Annotated in this window: 16 protein-coding genes and 4 tRNA genes; 11 read left to right on the top strand and 9 right to left on the bottom strand. The window is 72.2% G+C overall.

Going from position 1 to position 19,602, the window contains the following annotated elements; genetic code table 11:
* Positions 1–32 precede the first annotated feature (32 nt).
* Positions 33–1,052 (bottom strand): aldo/keto reductase, encoded by a 1,020-nt coding sequence (locus tag AB0C26_RS32165; protein ID WP_360255147.1) that lies wholly within the window; start codon positions 1,050–1,052, stop codon positions 33–35.
* Between the two features lie 126 nt (positions 1,053–1,178).
* Positions 1,179–2,825, bottom strand: coding sequence for a protein kinase (locus tag AB0C26_RS32160; RefSeq protein ID WP_360255144.1), 1,647 nt, complete (start codon positions 2,823–2,825; stop codon positions 1,179–1,181).
* 320 nt (positions 2,826–3,145) lie between these two features.
* Between AB0C26_RS32160 and AB0C26_RS32155 the strand changes: the two genes are divergently transcribed.
* The 4 genes from AB0C26_RS32155 (at position 3,146) to AB0C26_RS32140 (ending at position 3,524) form a co-directional block, all read left to right on the top strand.
* Positions 3,146–3,217: transfer RNA gene (locus AB0C26_RS32155), tRNA-Glu, on the top strand.
* A gap of 20 nt (positions 3,218–3,237) precedes the next feature.
* Positions 3,238–3,309, top strand: a tRNA-Gln gene (locus AB0C26_RS32150).
* A gap of 50 nt (positions 3,310–3,359) precedes the next feature.
* Positions 3,360–3,432 (top strand) — tRNA-Pro (locus AB0C26_RS32145).
* A gap of 11 nt (positions 3,433–3,443) precedes the next feature.
* Positions 3,444–3,524: transfer RNA gene (locus tag AB0C26_RS32140), tRNA-Tyr, on the top strand.
* Between the two features lie 110 nt (positions 3,525–3,634).
* On the opposite strand, the gene AB0C26_RS32135 is transcribed toward AB0C26_RS32140, so the two are convergent.
* A complete protein-coding gene (locus AB0C26_RS32135) occupies positions 3,635–4,825 on the bottom strand; it encodes a sensor histidine kinase (protein ID WP_360255142.1) in 1,191 nt (396 codons plus the stop codon).
* A 34-nt stretch (positions 4,826–4,859) separates the two neighbouring features.
* Complete coding sequence (locus AB0C26_RS32130) at positions 4,860–5,870, bottom strand: glycoside hydrolase family 11 protein (protein WP_360255140.1); 1,011 nt, start codon at positions 5,868–5,870, stop codon at positions 4,860–4,862.
* 540 nt (positions 5,871–6,410) lie between these two features.
* On the opposite strand from AB0C26_RS32130, the gene AB0C26_RS32125 reads away from it, so the two are divergent.
* From AB0C26_RS32125 to AB0C26_RS32100, 6 genes are read left to right on the top strand one after another with little or no spacing between them, the layout of a single operon-like run.
* Positions 6,411–6,950 carry a glycosyltransferase gene (locus AB0C26_RS32125; protein ID WP_360255138.1) on the top strand — a complete coding sequence of 180 codons (540 nt, stop codon included), beginning with the start codon at positions 6,411–6,413 and terminating at the stop codon, positions 6,948–6,950.
* The gene (locus AB0C26_RS32120; protein ID WP_360255135.1) at positions 6,947–8,410 is read left to right on the top strand and encodes a glycosyltransferase family 4 protein; all 1,464 of its coding nucleotides are present in this window, start codon (positions 6,947–6,949) and stop codon (positions 8,408–8,410) included. Before AB0C26_RS32125 ends, AB0C26_RS32120 begins: the two co-directional genes overlap by 4 nt.
* Positions 8,407–9,144, top strand: coding sequence for a hypothetical protein (locus AB0C26_RS32115; RefSeq protein WP_360255133.1), 738 nt, complete (start codon positions 8,407–8,409; stop codon positions 9,142–9,144). The genes AB0C26_RS32120 and AB0C26_RS32115 overlap by 4 nt, the downstream gene beginning before the upstream one ends.
* On the top strand, positions 9,137–10,762 hold the full coding sequence (locus AB0C26_RS32110; RefSeq protein WP_360255130.1) for a phospholipid carrier-dependent glycosyltransferase: 1,626 nt from the start codon (positions 9,137–9,139) through the stop codon (positions 10,760–10,762). Before AB0C26_RS32115 ends, AB0C26_RS32110 begins: the two co-directional genes overlap by 8 nt.
* On the top strand, positions 10,762–12,153 hold the full coding sequence (locus AB0C26_RS32105; RefSeq protein ID WP_360255127.1) for a hypothetical protein: 1,392 nt from the start codon (positions 10,762–10,764) through the stop codon (positions 12,151–12,153). Before AB0C26_RS32110 ends, AB0C26_RS32105 begins: the two co-directional genes overlap by 1 nt.
* On the top strand, positions 12,150–13,244 hold the full coding sequence (locus AB0C26_RS32100; RefSeq protein WP_360255125.1) for a glycosyltransferase family 1 protein: 1,095 nt from the start codon (positions 12,150–12,152) through the stop codon (positions 13,242–13,244). Before AB0C26_RS32105 ends, AB0C26_RS32100 begins: the two co-directional genes overlap by 4 nt.
* Here AB0C26_RS32100 and AB0C26_RS32095 read toward each other — a convergent pair.
* The 5 genes from AB0C26_RS32095 to AB0C26_RS32075 all read right to left on the bottom strand — a co-directional run bounded on the left by AB0C26_RS32095 (position 13,226) and on the right by AB0C26_RS32075 (position 18,361).
* Positions 13,226–14,314: a beta-galactosidase gene (locus tag AB0C26_RS32095; RefSeq protein ID WP_360255122.1), complete on the bottom strand. Its 1,089-nt coding sequence runs from the start codon at positions 14,312–14,314 to the stop codon at positions 13,226–13,228. The two genes, AB0C26_RS32100 and AB0C26_RS32095, sit on opposite strands and share 19 nt — an antisense overlap.
* A 95-nt stretch (positions 14,315–14,409) precedes the next feature.
* On the bottom strand, positions 14,410–14,913 hold the full coding sequence (locus AB0C26_RS32090; protein ID WP_360255119.1) for a GNAT family N-acetyltransferase: 504 nt from the start codon (positions 14,911–14,913) through the stop codon (positions 14,410–14,412).
* Between the two features lie 5 nt (positions 14,914–14,918).
* Complete coding sequence (locus tag AB0C26_RS32085; protein WP_360255117.1) at positions 14,919–15,743, bottom strand: methylenetetrahydrofolate reductase; 825 nt, start codon at positions 15,741–15,743, stop codon at positions 14,919–14,921.
* 34 nt (positions 15,744–15,777) lie between these two features.
* Positions 15,778–17,265 (bottom strand): class I SAM-dependent methyltransferase, encoded by a 1,488-nt coding sequence (locus AB0C26_RS32080; protein ID WP_360255114.1) that lies wholly within the window; start codon positions 17,263–17,265, stop codon positions 15,778–15,780.
* A gap of 7 nt (positions 17,266–17,272) precedes the next feature.
* Positions 17,273–18,361 carry a LacI family DNA-binding transcriptional regulator gene (locus AB0C26_RS32075; protein ID WP_360255112.1) on the bottom strand — a complete coding sequence of 363 codons (1,089 nt, stop codon included), beginning with the start codon at positions 18,359–18,361 and terminating at the stop codon, positions 17,273–17,275.
* A 36-nt stretch (positions 18,362–18,397) separates the two neighbouring features.
* Here AB0C26_RS32075 and AB0C26_RS32070 point away from each other — a divergent pair, with 36 nt between their 5' ends.
* Positions 18,398–19,546 (top strand): MFS transporter, encoded by a 1,149-nt coding sequence (locus tag AB0C26_RS32070; protein ID WP_360255109.1) that lies wholly within the window; start codon positions 18,398–18,400, stop codon positions 19,544–19,546.
* Positions 19,547–19,602: the final 56 nt, after the last annotated feature.

Below are 19,602 nucleotides of genomic sequence, written 5' to 3'. Positions count from 1 at the left end.
TACCCCCGCAATTGAAGCCTCTCAATGCATGATTAAAAAGTGCGGCTTCGCTGGTTGAGGCCGAGCGGACCGTACGGGTAGTCGTTCGGCCGTGGATCGCTCGCCTCGTCGAGGGCCGTGGTCTCCTCGGCGGTGAGATGAAGGCCGGCCGCCCGGAGATTGGCCTCGAGCTGGTCGAGGGTGCGGGCGCCCAGAATGGTCGAGGTCACGGCGGGCCGGTCGGTCACCCAGGCCAGCGCCACCTCGGCCATCGACACGCCACGATCCTCGGCGATCCGCTGCACGGCGTCGACCACATCCCAGGTGCGGGCGACATTGCGGCGGTCGTACGCCTCCATGCCCCGCTCCGGGTTGTCCCCGAGCCGCGTGGCGCCGGTGGGCCGCTGATCGCGCTGATACTTTCCGGTCAGCCAGCCCCCACCCAGCGGACTCCACGGCAGCAGGCCGATGCCGGCGTCGAGCGAGGCCGGGACGATCTCGTACTCGGTCTCGCGCACCAGCAGGTTGTACTGCGGCTGAAGGGTGACCGGGCCGGCCAGCCCGAGCTCGCGGGCCAGGGCGACGGCCTTGGTGAGCTGCCAGCCGGTGAAGTTCGAGAAACCGTAGTAACGGATCTTCCCGGCCCGGACGAAACCGTCGAGGGTACGCAGGGTCTCCTCGAGCGGGGTGAACGGATCCCACGAGTGAGCCTGGTAGAGGTCGACGGCCTCGACCCCGAGCCGGGACAGCGAGGCGTCGAGGGCGCGGGTGAGATGGCGCGCGGACAGACCGGCGCCGTTGGGGTCGGCCGCCATCGGGAACCGTCCCTTGGTGGCGAGCACGACCGCCCCGGTGACCTCGGCCGGCCGCGACGCCAGCCAACGGCCGATGATCCGTTCCGACTCACCGGCCGAGTAGACGTCCGCGGTGTCCACGAACGTCCCGCCCGCCTCGACGAAACGGTCAAGCTGGGCGTGCGACACCTTCTCGTCGGATTCGTCACCGAAGGTCATCGTTCCCAGACAGAGCGAGGAGACGGCGCATCCGCTGCGCCCGAGCGTGCGATATTCCATGCTCGGGCAAGTACCTTCCGCGACGGCCCTCAAACGTCCGGTCTCCCGCGGCCTTCGCCGCCGGTCACTTCTGGCCGGGCTTTTCCCGTACGCTCGTTCGGCCTCCCCGCCGCCTTCGCCTATGGGTCACTTCTTGCCGGGCTTCTTTCCGTGGGCGGGGTGGGGCTTCTTCGGCGCCTTTCCCTTTCCCCTCGCCTTACCCTTCGCTTCAGCCTTTGCCGGGCCGGGCCCGGTGTCGAGAGCGACCGTGCGTACGGCGGGTCGAGCCGGCGGGGCAGCACCGGCCGGATTGGCCGCGCCGCTGTGCGGCAAGGCGACCGGCTGAGCGGCACGGAGCGACTTGGCGGCCCCAGCCGGCTGCGTAGCGCGGGGTGAGTCGGCGGCGCCGGTGTCGGCCGGCCGGGTTACGCCGGGTGAACTGATCGTGCCGGTGGAGGGCGCGGATGGAACGGCGGCCGCCTGGGCCGGCTGCGACGGTGGGCTGTCCGCCCACCAGACACCACCCGCGGTCAGCATCCCGGCGGCCACACCGGCGGCGATGAACAGCTTGGGGGAGCGCCGACGGCCGGAAACCACCGACATCCAACTGCTGCGCCGGCCGACAGCCGCCGCCGGTCCGCCGGTGTGTCGGCGTGCGGGTGTTGCCGACCGGTCCTGGGGGCGTCGTCCGGCGGGAACCGCCGACAGCCGGCTGGTGTCCTGGCCGGCGGGACCCGCCAGCTCGCCGGTCTTCTGGTGGGCGGCTGTCGACGATCCGCCGGTGGCCTGGTCGGCGGCACTCAGATCGCTGGTGCGCTGGCTGGCGGGAACGGCCGGCCATTCGGTGGTGTCCTGGTGGGCCCGGTTGGTACGCCGTGGCGCGGGGAACGCCGGCGGCCTGGTGAGGCCGCGGCGGGCCGGAGCCTTCGGCGGTGACAACGCCGGGCCGGCGGCGCGGCGCATCAGGGAAGCCGGCGGGAGGCCGGCGAGTTCCCCGAGCACCTCCGAGGCTTCGATCGAGCTGGGCCGGTCGGCGGCGTTCTTCGTCAGGCAGCGCGCCACCAGCCGGGTCACCGCCGATGGCAGGCCGGCGATCGCCGGCAGCGGCGCCGGCTTGGCGTACACATGTGCCTTCACCATCTGGGTGACCGTCGAGGCGTCCCACGGCATCCGGCCGGCCAGGGCCAGGTGGAGCACCAGGCCGAGGGCGTAGACGTCGGTCGCGGGCCGGACCGGGCCGCCCGCGATGCGCTCCGGCGCCAGGTAGGCGGGCGTGCCCAGGACCTGGCCGTCCTGGCCGTCGAGGGCGCCGACCGTGGCCGAGATGCCGAAGTCGACGAGTTTCACGCCGCTCGCCGTGACCATGATGTTCGCCGGTTTCACGTCGCGGTGGACGACACCGTCGGCGTGTGCCGCCGCCAGCGCGGCCGCCACCTGGGCGCCGACGAGCACGGCGACCTTCCACGGGAGCGGGCCGCCGGTGAGCATGTCGGCCAGGGTCCGGCCGTCCACGAGTTCCATCACGACGTACGACAGGGTGTGCCCGCCCTCGCCGAACTCACCGTAGTCGTAGACGGCGACCACGTTCACATGCCGTAGCCGGGCCGCGGCCCGCGCCTCGTCCCGGATCCGCCGTCGCAGGTCGGGGTCGCCGGCCAGGTCCGGTGACAGCACCTTCACCGCCACCTCGCGGCCCAGCACCTCGTCGTCGGCCCGCCAGACGACGGCCATGCCGCCGCGGCCGAGCCGTTCCCGAAGCCGGTACCGGTCGCCGATGAGTTGTCCACTCTCCACGAGCCGTTTCCGTTCCCCCGCGGGCCGCCGCGAAACGCCCCGGTCCGCCGGCGGAATAATATGTTTGCCGATCCCCCGGCGGCCGCTCTACGTTAATCACCAGCACCAACGCCGTCACACGAGACCGGGAGCACTCCGATGATCCGCTGTTATGCCGTCGCCGAGCCGCAGCCTCAGCTGCCGGCCGAGGCTGCCCGCGGATCGTTCCTCGAGGAGCAGCCCACCTGTCGGGAGGCGCCACCCAGCGCCTGAGCCCAGCGCCCAGCGCCGAGGCCGCCTCCCGACTCCGGGAAGGCGGCCTTTTTGTTTGGTGAGCACATGGACCCGTGGAGCAGCGGCACGCTCGCCGCCCCCTCAAGGCGGAGACACCGGTTCGATCCCGGTCGGGTCTACGAACACACCATGCGTTCGATCGGAGATGGTCCAACGGCAGGACACCTGGTTCTGAGCCAGGACGGTGGAGGTTCGAATCCTCCTCTCCGAGCTGCTTGTCCTCGTAGCCCAACGGCAGAGGCACGACGCCGAGGAGACGGACGGGATGTGGCCCAGGAGGTAGGGCGCCGGTCTTGGGAACCGGAAGCCGGGAGTTCGAGTCTCCCCATCCCGACGCGGTATTTCGTGGGAGCGCCGACGTGGGAGAGTCGGGCCCGCCTGTAAAGCGGGTGCATCGCTGAGCGGGTTCGAATCCCGCCTCCCGCACGCACGTACACGGCCTCGGTGGGTTCCTGGTGGAGCCGCCCGCCTGCAAAGCGGGTCCTTCGGGCGCTCCGGTTCGATTCCGGCCTTGGCCTCGACAGCACCCGGCGGCGTCAGTGGACGGCGGGGAGGGCCGGGAGGGTGGCCGAGATGACGGTGCCGCCGCCCGGCTCCGATTCCACGACGACGCGGCCGGACAGGCGCTGGACACGCCGGCGCATGCCGGCCAGGCCGAAACCGCCGTCGGGGGAGCCGTGGGCGCGCCGGGCCGCCGGGACGAAACCGACCCCGTCATCGCGGACGTCCAGGGTCACCAGGTCTTCCATGTAGGACAGTGTGAGCGTGACCTCGGTGGCCCGCGCGTGTTTGGCGACGTTGGTCAGGGATTCCTGGGCCGTGCGCAGGAGGGCGGCCTCGATGTCGGGACGCAGGGGACGGGCGTCGCCCGTGGTGGTCGCCGCGGCGGTGATGTGGTTCGCCCGCGACCAGCGCCGGGCCAGGTCGTCGAGGGCTTCCGGCAGCCGGGCCTCGGCCAGCATCGACGGCTCCATCGCGTGGACCGTGCGGCGCGCCTCGGTCAGGCTTTCGCGGGCCAGGGTGAGCGCGTTCGTCAGGTGCCGGCGGTCCATGGTGTTCTCGGCCGCCTGGAGTTGGGTGATGATGCCGGCCAGGCCCTGGGCCACGGTGTCGTGGATCTCGCGGGCCATGCGCTGCCGCTCGTCCTGGACGCCGGCCCCGCGGGCGTGGACCAGCAGTTGGGCGTGCAGCTCGGCGTTCTCTTGCAGCGTCGCCTCCAGCTCGGCCAGGGCCGCTTTCAGTTGCTGGTTGCGCCGGTAGGTCAGGTCGGTGAAAAAGAAGAAGACGCTTGCGAGTACGACGCTGAGCGCGCTGACGGCGATCCACTCCCACCAGCCGTCCGCGACGATGGCGGAGTACCCGCCCTGGAAGGCGGCGGCCGAGATCGTCGCCGTGGCGGCGACGCCGGCGTAGCGCCACCGGCCGTTCAGGTGGACGTAGGCCTGGGGGTAGCCGGCGAACGCGAACAGGCCGTAGAAGGGCGCTGTCGCCACCAGGCCGGCGGTGAGCAGCATCAGGCCCGCGTAATAGAAGCGCGTACGCGGGCGGAGCAACCAGAGCGCGGTGGCGGCCGACAGCCCGAGCACCGCTGGACGGTGCCCGGGCTGAAGCAGCAGCGTGAGCAGGAGGCTGATCGCGAGGAGGGCGTACGGGAGAACGGTGAAGAAGGTGATCTCCCGGTGTTCCCAGCGGTCGAACTCCGCCCGTGGTTCCGCTTCGGCGCTCACGGCCCCCAGCATGACAGCCGGGGGCCGCTTCGCCTCAGCTCGTTCGGCAGGTGACTGTGGGCCAGGTCCAGTTGCCGTTGGCCATGATGGTCACGCCGAAGTTGTTGCCGTTGCCGTTCGGGGTGGCGGTGACGGTCCCGGTGGTGCCGCTGACCGCGGCGTTCCAGCTGTTCTGCACGCTCTGGCCGCCGTTGAGGTTGAGCTGGACGGTCCAGTTGGTGGCGTTGCTGACCGCGACGTTGAGGTTGAAGCGGTCACCGAACTGCTGGCCGGCGCTCAGCACCGCGGTGCAGTTGCCGCCGCCGCCCGGGGGCGGGGTGGTCGGGTTGGTGCCGCCGCCGCTGCCCTCGCGGACGGTGATGTCGGAGCTGCCCTGGCTCTGGTAGCCCTCGGTCGCCATGATCTGGTACGCGAAGCTGCTGCCCAGGTTGAGGCCGGCGCGGGCCCACGCGTCGAAGTGGTTGGCGACCGTGATGGTGCCGGAGCTGCGCTTCTGCTGGCGGACGCTCCAGTACTGGTAGAACGTGGCGGTGCCGTCGATCGACGGCTGGTTGACCCGCTGGCTGCGCAGGATGTCGTACGTGCCGCCGTCGGTGGTGACGGTGCCCAGCCGCTGGGCGCCGCTGCTCGGGTTGTAGCTGCCGAAGTTCTCGACGATGTAGTACTCGATGAGCGGGTTGCGGGTCCAGCCGTACAGGGCCAGGTAGGTGTTGTTGTTGCCGGGGTTGTAGGTGCCGGAGTAGGTGACGGTCCGGCGCGTGCCGGTGGCCCAGCCCTTGCCGCCGACCCAGTTGTTGGTGCTGCGGTCCCAGCTGCTCGAGTACCGGCCGTCGGCGCGCAACGTCATGCTGGCGTTGCCGCTGTCCTTCCAGAACGAGAAGTAGTAGCCGTTGTGCGTGCCCGTCGTGTTGGAGCTGACGGTCCGGTCGGCCTCGGCGTGCGCGACACCGGCGACCATCACGCCGGTCACGGTCATCGCCAAGGCACAGGCAGCGCCGGCTAGGAGCCGGAGCCGGCTACGGCGGCGGGGGAGTTCTGCGGTCATCTAGGTGCGTCCTCCTCGTGAGGGGGCTGCCGGGGAAACAGCCCCACGGACATCGAAGTGCGTCTGTGCGAGAGCGTGGCCCGCCGGCCGCTCGTTGTCAACAACTTCCGGAAACATCGCGGAAATACCGAAGTCGATCTCCGGTGGCATGAGTACGGAGTACTGCCAGGTGAAGCGCGGTTCCGGAACTGCTCAGCGACGCGTTGAGGCCGCATCGCGAGCTTGCCGAGGCTCCGCTGCTGCTGCTAGTACCGAAACTTACGGACCCCGCGGTCGCCGTGGTGTGGACGAGGGCGGGCAAGCGCTTTCCGGGTGGCGCCCTAGAGGATTAGTTCGTTCAGTCGGCCGCTCATTCCGAACCGCCAGACCCGTGTCCGGTCATGCCGTTTATGTGCGGTTTATCGGTAACGTGCGTCTTGCGCCGATCTTGGCGCGTCATCACGACGTGGGGTTGACGGGATGCGACAGACTTTCGCGAATGCTATGGCGTTGGCGACGCCCTTTTCTTCGGCGCTCGACACGGAATTCATGCTTCCTCTGGTGAACGAGGAAAGCCGGGCCCGAACGATATTGGCGGCCTTTTCCGACGTCATCGCCCGCCTTCCCGTCGCCGGCTCCATCGCCGTTATCGACGGCGGTTCCAGCGACCGGACGATCGAGGTCGTCGACGAATTCGCGCTCTGTTCGCCGGTGGGTATCCGGGTGGTCGGCAGCTCGCGCCCGGGCTGGACGCCGGCCGTGCTCCGGGGCGTCGCGACGAGCCCCGCCCGCCGCATCGGCGTCGGTGACCCGCACGTGCTCGGCCCCCGGGCGAACGTACTGCTGACCCACGCCCTGCGCGTGCTGGCCGGCGGCGCGCACGTCGTGACCATCGGCGGCAACGGGCGGCACGTCAGCCTGATGGACCGGGACGTGGCCGCCCTGATCGTCGGGGACGCCATGCCGGACGGGGCCGGGTCCCTGCCGGTGGCGCGGGACACCGCGGACTACGCCGGGCTGCGCATGTCGGCGTACAGCGTCGTCTCGAACCGGTACGACCTCCGCGAGGACACCACGGACGTCCTGCCGGTGCCGGCATGAACCGACGGCGCTACCGCTCGCACGAGGGCGAGCACGTGGTGTGGCTGAACTTCAAGGACTCGTCGCATCCGCGGGCCGGCGGGGCCGAGGTCTTCATGCACTCGGTGGCCCGGCGCCTGGCCGGTGAGGGCCAGCGGGTCACCGTCCTGGCCGCCCGGCCCGCCGGAGCCCCGCGGGCCGAGACCGTGGACGGGGTGACGGTGCGGCGGATGGGTAACGCGTACACCGTTTATCTGCTCGCCTGGCTCTGGGTTCTCCGGCACCGCAATCACATCGACGCCATTGTCGACACCTGCAACGGCATACCATTCTTCTCTCCCTTGGCGGTGGGTCGCCGGGTGCCGGTTCTGGTGCTTATTCATCACGTACATCAGACGATGTTCGCCCAGAATCTGCCCTTTCCGGTGGCCGCCATCGGCCGATGGATGGAAAGGGTGGGAAATCGGCTCGTCTACGGGCGGCGAACCATTGCCGTGGTGTCGCCCTCGTCGCGGTCGGAGGTGCGTACGGCACTCGGGCTCGTGGGTCCCATCTACATCGCCAACAACGGCCAGGAGCCGCTTTCCACGGCCGGCGCCGAGCGCAGCCGTACGCCCCGGATCGTCGTGGTCGGCCGTCTCGCCCCGCACAAGCGGTGGGACCTGCTCCTGAGCGCGTTCCCCCGGGTGGCCGAGTTGGTGCCGGACGTCGAACTGCACATCGTGGGCGACGGTCCCTGCCGCTCCGGCCTGGAGGCCATGGTCGGCGCCGGTGACCGGGTGTGGCTGCACGGCCGGCTGCCCCAGGCCGAGCGGGACCGGCTGCTGGCCACGGCCTGGGTGACCGTCTGCACGTCCGAGCTCGAAGGCTGGGGCCTGTCGGTCACCGAGGCGATGAGCCTGGGCGTCCCGGCGGTGGTGCTGGCCGCGCCCGGCCTGCGGGACTCGGTGCGCAACCGGGTCACCGGGTGGGTCGTCCCGCATGCCGAACAGCTGCCGGGCCAGCTCGTGGCGGCCCTGGTCGAGCTCGAGGACCCGGCGGTGGCCAAGGAGTGGGCCGAGCGGTGCCGGTCGTGGGCCGCCCGCTTCGACTGGGACGCCACCACCGACCGGATCGCCAGCCTGCTGATCCACGAGGACTGCCGCCGCGTCCGGGCCGACCGCCGGGCGATCTGCGACCTGTCCACCGTGGCCGACCTGCCGCTCAGTCAGGCCGCCCGGATCGACTACCGCGCGCTGCGCAGCGTGGACCAGATCGACTGGGACGAGCCGGGCATCGGCGAGAGGCGCGTCCGGCTCCTGCTGGCCGGCCTCGACGAACGCGACACCCTCGTCCTGCTGGGCCGCTACGGGCTGGACGTGACGGGCATCGAGGCCCGCGTCGCCCGCCCGGCCGACCTGGTCGGCTGGAAGCGCACCGGCGGTCCCCGGGCGTACGACCTGCGCGCCTATTTCGAAGACATCATGCAAGGAGTGTCGTGAGCACCAAGGTAGTGATCCTCGGCGGCAGCAGTTCCCTGGGGCTCGGCGTGGGCGGCCGCTCGTACGCCGTCCGCGCGGCCCGGCTGCTCGACGCGGACGCCGAGATCAAGCAGCTGTCCCGGTCGGCGCAGACCGTGGCCGAGGTCGACCGCCGCACCACGGAACAGATTCGCCGGTTCCGGCCGGACGTCATCATCCTGTCGTTCGGCGCGGCCGAGGGGCACGTCCATCCGAGCCGCCTGCTCCAGGCCCTGCTCGACCGGTTCGGCCCGCGGAGCTGGCGCGGCCCGGCCGGGATGGAGCCCCGGCCGTACTACTCCCGCCACCCGGTCAAACGCTGGCGGCAGCGGCTCGTCTCCGGCTCGAAGATCACCGTCAAGCGGGCCATCATCGCGGTCACCGGCGGCTACCACCGGCTCGGGTCCGACGACTTCGACCACCGGCTGCGCGACCTGCTCGACGACCTCGGCCCGGCCACCAAGGTGCTGGTCGGCCTGTGGCGCGTCGACGACCACATGTTCCCCCGCTCGAACGCCGTCCTGAGCCACCACGACGCCCTGCTCCGGCGGATCGCCGGTGACCGCGACGACGTCGTCTACGTGCCCACCCGCGACGTGGTCCGCCACTGGGACGACTTCCTGATGGACCACGCCCACCTCAACGACCACGGCCACGACGTCGTAGCCCGGTTGATCTCCGAGAACATCACCGCGAAGGCAGGCACCGGTGCTTGACACGACACTGCTCGACGTAGCCCGGCCGGCTGAGCCGCGGTACTGGCGCCGAGGGCGGCCGTGGATCTACGCCGGGGCCGCGCTGACCGCCGCCCTGGCTCTGTTCACCAACGTTCGCGGGGCCCGCGACTTCGACCTCGACGAGGTGATGTACGCCGTGGCCGGGCAGAACATCGCCGAGCACGGTTCCATCTCGTGGGGACAGCAGCTCACCGCCGTCCACCCGCCCCTGCATTTCCTGCTCCTCGGGCTCTGGGAGACGGTCGGGGGCGGCGGGTCCGTGCTCGAGGCGATGTTCCACGCCCGGACGATGGGCGCCCTGGTCACGCTGCTGACCGTCGTCGCGGTCGGAATGCTGGCCCGCCGCTTCACGGCCGACCCGCTGCTGGTGGCGGCCGCGATGATCATCTTCGCGGTGGACGCGTTCGTGCTCCGCTTCGGGCGCACCGCGCTGATCGAGCCCACCGCCGTAATGGCCCAGGTGATCGTGGTCTACCTGGCCATCCGGCTGCGCCGCGCCTCGTCGCCGACCTACATCGTCGTGGTCGGCTGCGTGTCCGGTCTGGCCCTGCTGGTCAAGGAACCCCTGCTGTTCGTGACGCTGGTGCCGCTCGCGGTGGCCCTGCTCCGGCGCGACTGGCCCTTCCTGCGCCGGGCCGGCGGATCCCTGCTGGTGGCGGCGGCGGTCTACGCGGTCTTCCCGATCTGGGCCGGCCTCAACGGCGCCGGCTCGTGGTGGCTGGCCGAGCACAACATCAGCGCCGAACGGCTCTTCGGGCTCAAACAGCTGAGCGGCCTCAACCGTACGGGCGTCTCGTCCTTCTCGGTCTTCACCGACAGCTTCCTCGGCTACGCCGCCGGCTATCTGGTCTTCGCACTCGGCGCGGCCGGCCTGCTCCACCTGGTCGTCCGTCATGGCCGGCGGCCGGACGAGCGGGCCGCCTGGCTGATGGCGTTCGGCGGCCTCAGCTTCGGCTTCCTGGCCTACTGCGTGCTGGTCGGGCAGGCCAACGAGCAACTCAGCGTCTACTCGGTCGTCCCGGCGGTCCTGCTGACGGTGCTCTCCTTCGACGGCGTCGCCCGGCGGGTCACGGTCGCCGTCTGCGTGGCCGCGGTCGCGGTCAGCGCGCTGGGCTGGGTGACCAACGTGGCCCTGGCCCGCGACGACGCCACCACGCGGATGGGCGCCCGGATCACCGCTCAACTGCCGTGCGTGGCGGTCAACGCCACCGGGAACGCCGAACGCTGGGTCCCGGTCCTGCCGCGCAACCACGTCACCGCGTTCCGCGACGGCCCCGCCGCCGTCCGCTCCGGCGTCCAGGCCTTCCTCCTGTCCGGAAAGGACAGTCGCCTGCGCTACGGCAACAGCTCGCCCGAGCTGGCCGACTGGGTCAAGGGCAACGGCCGGCAGCTGTACGGGTTCGGCAGCCGCCGCTACGAGAACATCGAGCTCTGGGTCGTCGGGGGGATGACCGCCCTGTCCGAGTGCGCCAACCCGCCCCGCCCGATCGCGGCGAACGCCTCGAGCAGTGGCTTCCTCGCCCTGCTGTTCGCCGTGCTGGCGCTGGCCGCCTTCGGCGTCGTCGGCCGGCACCGCTGGGTCCGGCGGAGCATCTGATGACCGACACGCTGCGCGGCGCCGGCCGCCGTGGCCGCGGCGGCGCGGGCTGGCTGCTCGTCGCCACGACCTCGGCCGGCGCCGTCAACTACGGGTACGCGCTGGCCATGACCCACGGCCTCGCCCCCGCGGAGTTCGCGGCGTTCGCGGCCGGCCAGGCCCTGCTTCTGGTGCGCACCACCATCTCCAGCGCGGCCGTCTCCTGGGTGCTGGCCCGGGAGGTCGGCCGCGCCGCCGGCGACCCGGAGCGGCAGGCCGTGGTCACCTCGTTCGCGTTCTGGTCGAACCTCGTGCTCGGCGCCGGCCTCACCGTCCTGCTCGTGGCCGGCGTGCTCCTGTTCGGCTCGGTGGCCGACGCGGCCCTGCTGGCCGCGGCCTCGCTCATCCTCGCCGTCGGCTCGACCGGGATGGGCTACCTGCAGGGCACCGGCCGGATCACCGCGATCGCCGGGCTGCTCACCCTCGAGGCGCTGGTCAAGGCGGCCACCGGCGCCGGTCTGGTCTTCGGCGCGCACTGGCAGTCGGCGGGCGCCCTCGGCGGGTTCGCGGCCGGCGGCCTGGTGCTGCTGGCACCGGTGCTGGCCGCCCGCCGGCTGCTGCGCCGGCCCACCTGGGGCCCGGCCCAGACCGAGCTTCTCCGGGCGGCCGTACGCCAGGTCCGGTTGCAGGCCAACGTCGCCGTCACCTCGGCCGCCGACACGGTGATCGTGGCCGTGCTCGGGCTGGCCAGCGCGGCCGCGCCCTATCAGGCCGCCTCCGCGCTCGGCCGGGTTCCGCTGTTCGTGTCGAACGCGGTCTCCACCGCGAACTTCGCCGCCCTGAGCCGGGACGGCTCGGCACGTCGTAAGGCCGACGCGATCCGCACCTACCTGCTCGTGGCGGCGGTCATGGCCGCCGCCCTGATCACGCTCCCGGCGCCGATCCGGCGGCTGCTGCTGCCGGACACGTTCGCGGCGGTCGACCGCTGGCTGCCGTTCGCGGCCGTGCTCGGACTGGCCGTCGGACTGCTCAACCTGGTGGTGACCGTCCTGCAGGCCGACGACGTCCGGGGGAGCGCGGTCCGGACCCTGACCGGGACGACGGTGGCCTACCTGGCCGTCGCCGGTCTGTCCGGTCTCGCCTACGGGGTCGCCGGGGTGGCGGTCAGCGCCACGGTGGCCGCCCTGAGCGTCGTCCTGCTGCCGCTGCTCGCGTTGCCGTCCCTGCGGCCCGCGGTGCGTGTCCTGCTCACCCGCCGGCGCTCGGCCGGCGACCTGGCCGTGCTGATGCTGCTGGCGACGGCCCTGGCCGTCGTCGACAACCCGGCCGGATGGGTGGCGGTCGCCGGCGTCTCGGGCGCGGTCGCGCTGGCGATGGCCTTTCCCGAGTTCGCTCCGCGGAGGTGGCGATGAGACTGCGCATCGGGGTCGACGGACGGGTCCTCGACGACCGCTACCACGGCATCGGCCGGGTCATGTATGGGCTCTGCGCCGAGCTGGCCCGGGCCGAGGGCGTGGAGCTGGTGGTGTTCACCGGCCGTACCCGGTCACAGCGGTTCGACGTGGACCGGCTGGCCGGCCGGCCGAACGTCACCCTGCACCCGGTCGATCTGCCGCCGGTCGACGTGCGGCAACTGTGGCGGTGGCGCCGGGTGCTGCGCCGGCGGCCGGTCGACGTGATGTTCTTCCCGTACCACCTGGGCGCCACGCCGTTCGCCGGCGTGCCCAGCCTGGCCATGGTCCACGACTGCATCTTCGAAGCGGATCCCCGGTTCGCGCCGTCGCGCGCCGTCGCGCTGTCCTACCGGCTGCTCACCACGCTGATCACCCGGACCACCACGGCGCTGACCGTCAGCCGGGCCTCGGCCGGCCAGATCGCCGAGCGCTACCGCCGCCGGGCGCACGTGATCCCGAACGGCGTCGACCTCCTTCCGCCGCCGGGGCGCGGGCTCGCCACCGAATACGGGTTCGAGCCCGGCTACGTGCTGCACGTCGGCGCGCAACGGCCGCACAAGAACGCCGTGGTGCTGGTGGAGGCGATCGCGAAGGTGCCGGACGCCCGGCTGGTGCTGGTCGGCTCGCCCGACCCGCGGTTCCCGGACGAGGTCGGGCCGGCGGTCGACCGGCTCGGTGTGGCCGACCGGGTGGTGCGCCTGCCGTTCGTGGCCGAGGAACTGCTGGGCGCGGTGTACGCGGACGCCGCCCTGCTCGCCTACCCGTCCCTGGTCGAGGGGTTCGGGCTGCCGGTGCTGGAGGCGATGACGGCCGGGACGCCGGTCGTGGCCAGCGACGTGCCGGTGCTGCGCGAGGTCGGCGGGACCGCGGCCACCTACGTGCCGCCGCACGACAGCACCGCCTGGGCGTCCGCGATCGCCCGGCTGCTGGCCGATCCGGCGCTGCGCGGGCCCCTGGCGGCCCGTGGAGTCGCTCACGCGGCCACCTTCACCTGGGCGGCGGCCGCCGAGCGGTTGCTGGAAGCCTGCGTTCAGGCCGTACGCAGGTAGCTCGCGTTACCGACGATGTCGGCGGCGCCCAACCGGACGATGTAGAGCGCGGCCAGGCCGTTCGCCCGGGCGATGCCCATGACGGCCGGCAGCTGCGACGGCCGGCAGACGTGCGTGGTCTCGGCCATCACGGGCAGGCCCTTACCCCGGGCCAGCCCGGCCAGGTACGCGACGGTGTCGGCATTCTCGGCCCACGTCCCGTACACGGCGACCTTCTTGTCCTTCAGCGCGCCGATCTGCCGCGTGGCGTCGTACCCCCGCTGCACCTCGCCGTTGATCTCGGCGCTGGAGGTGCCGGACAGGTTGGTGGCGACGGCCTTGTCGAAGTCGCCGGCGCGCATGCCGTACGACGGATACAGCATCGCGACCGTCCCGGCCCAGCCGGCCTGGCGCAGCGCGGTGATCTGCCAGTTCTGATATCCGGCGAGCGCGTTCAGGTACCAGTTGAGGAACTTGGCGGCCTGGCCGGCGCGGCTCGGCTGACCGGGCTTCCAGCCGGGCACCGGGTTGAGGCGGGCGGCGTTGACGTCGAACGCGAAGTAGAGGTTGCGCTGCTTCTCGCTGCTCGGGTAGGTCAGCTCACCCCAGTGCCCGCCGCCGGCCCGGACCAGCGAGAAGTCCGTGCCCAGCTGCTGGAAGACCCGGGTCAGATAGCGGACGGCGAGCGGACGGTAGGCCGTGCCGAAGACCAGGTTGGGCTCGCTGCCGCCGGTGTAGGTGACGCCGTTCTGGTCGACGTAGCGCGCGCCCGGCCGCGCCAGCAGCCAGGCCGGGGCGCTCTGGATCCCGGTGTTGAGCGAGATGGTGTAGCCCATCGCCCGCAGCGTGGCCGCGCGCGCGGCGACCGAGTCCAGGTACCGCACGTCGAACTGGCCCGGCGCCGGCTCGGCCTGCGACCAGTTCATCTCGACCAGGGCGTCACCGGCCCCGCCGGCCGAACGCATGCTCCGCATATCGTCGTCGGAGTAGTTGCCGATGATGCCGAGCGAGGCCGTGGCCGCCCCCGCCGCCGCGGCGTCGCCGTTGCCCACGACGAGAGAAACGATCGACAGGACGGCGGCCAGCGTCACGGAAAGCTTTTTCACCCCTTCCGCATCGGCCCGCCCGCCCGGCGGCGTCGCGGCTGCAACCGAGCGCTCCGCAAGAGCACCGCACGAGCAACCAGCTACCTCGCGCTCGGCTCACTCGGCGTCAGGCCGTACTTGACGTATTCGCCGGTCTCCTCGATCCGGTGCATGCCGAGGCGTTCCATCAGGCCCCAGGAGGCCGTGTTGGCGGGGGAACAGGTCGCGGTCACCGTGCGCAGGGCGAAAGTCGCGAAGGCGTACGGGAGGAAGGCCCGCATCGCCTCGAAGGCGTAGCCCCGGCCGTGGAAGCCGGGGTGGAACTGGAAGCCGACGTCGCCGGTGCCCGCGGGCCGGGCCGGCAGCCAGACGCCGACATCGCCGATCACCCGGTCCTCGCCGAGATGGTGGACGGCGTACCCGTGCCACGCGTCGCGGACCCCGTCGTCCAGATCCGCCTGGACAGCCAGATAGCCGGCCGCCTGGGCGGCGCTCATCGGCTCGCCCGGCAGGTACCGGCGTACCACCGGGTCGCTCTGGTAGGCCAGGAAGTCGGTCAGGTCGGTCGCGGCGAACCTGCGGATCGCCAGCCGTTCGCTGCGCAAAAAGATCAGTGCTCCTTCGCGTACGCGTGGATCCACTCCGACGTCGCCCGTAGGCCGCCGAACGTGTAGAAGTGCAGCTTGACCTCGCCGTGCGTGGCGGGGTGGTAGTCGGTGGCGAGCGCGCGCAGGAACCGGCCCGGCCCGGCGGTGCCGGTGGTGGTGACCAGATCGGCGATCGAGGCGCCGGTGCCGACGCCGAGGCGGGCGGCGTAGCGGATCAGCCGGCCGGCGCCGGCCGGCCCGGGCACGCCGACCCGGACCGGGCTGTGGAGGCCGCGCTCGCGGAGGGCGGCGATCCAGTCGAGGACCGGGTCGGCGTCGAAGCCGAACTGGGTGATGATGTCGCCGCCGAGCGCGTGCCTGGCCAGGGCGGCGCTCTTGTCGGCGACGGCGTCCCACAGCACACCGTCCGGGATGCCGGGATGGCCCTCGGGGTGGCCGGCGATGCTGACCCGCCGGACGCCGTACCGCTCGAGCAGGCCCGACTCGATGATCGAGAGCGAGTCGGGGTACGGCCCGTGCGGATCGGCGGGGTCGCCGCCGACCACGAAGACCTCGTCGCTCACCCCGGCCGCCTGGAGCGCGGCCAGAAACTCCTCCAGCGTCTGCCGCGAGGCCAGCCGCCGGGCCGACAGGTGGGGTACGGGGACGAAGCCGGCCGCCCGCACGGCGGTCGCCGCCACCAGCCGTACGGCCGAGTCCTCGTGGGCGAGGAAGGTGATGTTGATCCGGGTGCCCGGCGGGATCGTGCCGCGGGCGGCCGCCAGCTCGCCGAGGTCCTTGCCGGTCATCTCGAGCGAGAAGTCGTGTAACAGCCGGTCCGCGTTCATGGAAGTGCCCGGAACGCTACCCGCGCCGACGCGGTCAGCCGTTGTGGGGGCGGCGGGCCACCGCGAGCAGGTGGGTGGACGGCCAGGGGAGCGGGGTGCCGTCGAGGCCGGCGAGCGACGCGACGGGGGCGATCCGGTTGTCGACGACCCAGTCGTTGCGGATCGGCGCCGAGGCGGGGTCGAGCGTGAACCCGACCTCGGTGAGCAGGGCCGTCCAGTCGGCGAAGCTCAGGCCGCAGAACTGCTCCTTGGTCTCGGAGAGCCAGTTGTCGGTGTAGTCCTTGCGGGTCAGAAAATCCATGGCCGAGCCCAGCTCGATCCGCACGGTCTCGTCGTCGACGGCCGCGAAGGAAAACGGGAACGCGAAATCGGCGGCGAACTGGTCGAGCCGGGCGCGGGTCGACAGGCTTTCCACGTACGCCTTCGACGGCTCACCGGAGACGGTGGCCGGGTTCGCGCCGTCGTCGCGGGTCAGGCGCAGCAGAACCTCGCGGTGCGGGTCGTCGGGTCCGCAGACGTCACTGTTGACCCAGACGCCGCCGGGGGCGGTGTGCTCGAAGATGCGGCGGGCGAATTCCCGGACCGAGGCGCGGCGTTGCCCGTACGACCAGATCTCATGGGTCAGGGCGAAGGTGAGAGTCGTGTCGACGGAACGCTCGTCGAAGATGGCGCCGCCCAGGACGTTGCGCTGATAGAAGTAGACGTTCGCGTTGCGGAAGACGCCCTGATCCTTCTTGTGCAGGCACTCCTGGTACAGGTGGCGGGCGATCTCGACGCCGATCAGATCGCTCTCGTAGAGCGCCGGCTCCCGGTCGGCCAGCTCGAGCACGGAGCCGGCCCCGCAGCCGATGTCGACGATCCGGCCGGGCTCGACATATTGCCGGACCGCGGCCCACTTGCGCTCGGCGGCGGCGGTGAAGGCCTCGACGTACGTGCGGTAGTCGCGGGTGGCGGTGAGACCGCCCTCGTCCCCGATGATCGGGTCGTTGATGACGGTACGGACGGTGTCGACCAGCCGGTACCGTTCGAAGACGTCGATGGTCGCCGGGTGGGCGAGCTCGCGCCAGGTCTCGTCCCCGCGGCTCAGCCGCAGAAGCACGTCCCAGGGCCGCTCCGGCGGCGTCGCCCGGGAGGCCTCGACCCGGGCGATCGGAAAGCCGAGAACCTCGTACAGCTTGGCCACTTCCGGCGTCGAACAGGCGACGACGGTGTCGTCCGGCGTGAGGTCGAGCCCGGTCGCCACGGTGATCGTCTTGAGGGTCACCTCGGCGAACGCGTCGGTGGGCGCGGCGTCGAAGATGGGGACGACCACGGACCGCAGACCGGTGCCGACGCTGAACCGCTCGATGGCGGCCTCCCGGCGGTGGTACGGGACGGGATTGCGCTTGGTGTTCTCGTGGTTGGCCGAGGTCACCGCCCAGACGATGGTCGCACCGTCACCGGCGAGCTCCCGCAGGTAGTCGGCCTGAAAGCGGGTCAGCAGATGGTGCCGCCCGGGAAAGAGAACAAAGCGAGCCACCATGCTGATCTTACTCAGGCCCTACTCCGGCCGCCGAGCGACGAACGTCCTGTCGTTCGGGCGCCACCACGGTCCAGGGCACCTGGTGGTGGTCGAGGCCGCCGGACAGGGCCGCTCGCGCGCAGGCGCGGCCCTGGTCGCGTAACGAGGCCGCCACCGACCAGACTCCCGAGGTGATGGCCTCTCGGGAGCCGTCCCACCCGGTGAGGGTCACCTCTCGCCGGGTGCGGCCCGTGGCGGCGCGGGCGCCCAGCGCCAGCTCGTCGCTCATCGTCAGCATCACCACGGGGCCGGCGCCCTCCAGGGTCTCGAGCAGCGCCCCGGCGGCCTGCTCGCCGAGTTCGCGCTGATTGCGTTCCACCACGGCGATCCGTACGTCGTCCCAGTCGCGACCGGCCTCGGTCAGCGCGTCGCGGTAGCCGGCCAGGCGGGCTCCGGTGACGGGGAAGGGGACCGCCCGCGGGTCCGTCAGGTCCGGGGGCAGGTCGTGGCCGCGCAGGATGCCGCTGGTGCGGCGCCGGTCGAGGGGGAAGCTGACGATGACGGGGGTCGCTTCGGCCAGCGGCGTGGCCGTCGCGACCGCTGCCGCCGCCGCGCGGTCGTCGGGGCCGATGCACGCCAGCCCCGGGTGGGCCGGGCCGCCCTGGATGGCGGCGGGTCGCCCACTGCCGGCCACGGCGGCCAGGACCGGGTCGTCGGCGACGGTGGTCCAGAGCACGTATCCGTCCACCGACGCGGCCAGCACCCGGTCGACGTCGGAGGCGTCGCCTCGGGTGGGGATCAGCACCACGCCCAGGTCCTCGCTGACGCAGACGTCGGTGACCCCGGCCAGGAACTGGGCCGCCTGCGGGTTGTCGAGGAGGTAGGACAGGTGCTCCCCGACCACCACTCCGAGCTGGTTGGCGCGCCCGGAGCGCAGGGCCCGGGCGGTGCTGTCGGGGCGGTAGCCCAGCTGGGCCGCGGCCTCCAGCACGCGGGCCCGGGTGGCCTCGGCGACCCGGGTGGGGTGGTTGAAGGAGTAGGAGACCGTCATCGGCGCCACTCCCGCCTCTTTGGCGACGTCTTTGACGGTGGGGCGGCGTCGGGCGGGGGTGGTCATGGCAGCATCCTATCCGGCTGTGTAACGTTACGATTCATGCCTGCCGCCTACGCGCCGTACGCCGCCTTCGCCGCGTTCGGAATCTTCTGGGGTGCCTGGGGAGCGGCCCTGCCGGAATTGCGCACCCAGGCCGGGGCCAGCGAGGGCCAGTTGGGCACCGCCCTGCTCTTCATCGGTCTGGGGGCGATGCCGGCGATGGCCTTCACCGGCCGCGCGGTGGACCGCTTCGGGCTCCGCGTGGCGCCCTGGCTGCTGGCGGCCCTGGCCGGCGCCGGACTCCTCATCACCGCCGGCGCCGACGGGGTGGTGCTGCTGGTCGCCGGGATGCTCGTGGTCGGCGCCGCCTCCGGGGCCGCCGACGTGGCCATCAACACCTTGGCCGGGCGGGCCGAGCACGCCACCGCCAAGCCTCTGCTCACGCGCTCCCACGGGCTGTTCTCGGTGGGCGTGGTCATCGCCAGCCTGTCCACCGGGGCGCTGCTCGGCGCGGGACTGTCCCTGCCGGCGGCCTTCGCCGTGGTCGCGGCGGTGATGCTCGCCCTGGCCGCGGCCGCTCACCTGACCAGCGCGTCCCTGCGGCTGCCGGTGGAGGCTCGCGAAGAGCGCGCCCGGCTCCGCCCCGCCTTGCCGCTGCTGGTCGTCGGGCTGGTCGCCGCCCTGGCGTACGCCGTCGAGAACGCCCACCAGAGCTGGGGCGCGGTGATGCTCACCGACGTCTTCACCGCCTCACCCCAGCTGGCCGCCGCGGCCCCGGCCACCTTCGCCGCCACCGCCGCGCTGGCCCGCCTGAGCCTGGCCCCGTTCTCCCGCAGCCACCCCACCGCGATGCTGCTCGGCGGCGGCGTGCTGGCCACCGCGGGCAGCGTGGTGCTGGCCACCGCGCCCTCGGTCGCTGTGGCCCTGGCCGGCTTGGTGCTGGCCGCCCTGGGCACCGCGACGCTCTTCCCCACCCTCCTGAGCCGCAGCCTGCGCGACACCGGCCCGGCTGAGCACGGCCGGGCCACCTCCGCCGTCGCCGCCACCGCCTACCTGGGCTTCCTGCTCGGCCCGGCCTACGTGGGCCTGCTGGCCGAGAGCACCGACCTGCGCGGCGCGCTGATCGGCGTGGCCGCCCTCGCCCTGGTCTTCACCCTGGCGGCAGCACCGATCAGCACCTGGGCCGCGCGAAAGCCCACAAGGCGGTAGAACCCGTGACGACGGCTCCGGTTTCCGTACGGCCGGGCCGCCCGCCCGGAGCGGTG

Source organism: Actinoplanes sp. NPDC048796, assembly GCF_040650035.1.
Lineage (GTDB): Bacteria > Actinomycetota > Actinomycetes > Mycobacteriales > Micromonosporaceae > Actinoplanes.
Note: the sequence above shows the minus strand (reverse complement) of the source record. Positions and strands in the feature narration are given on the sequence as shown.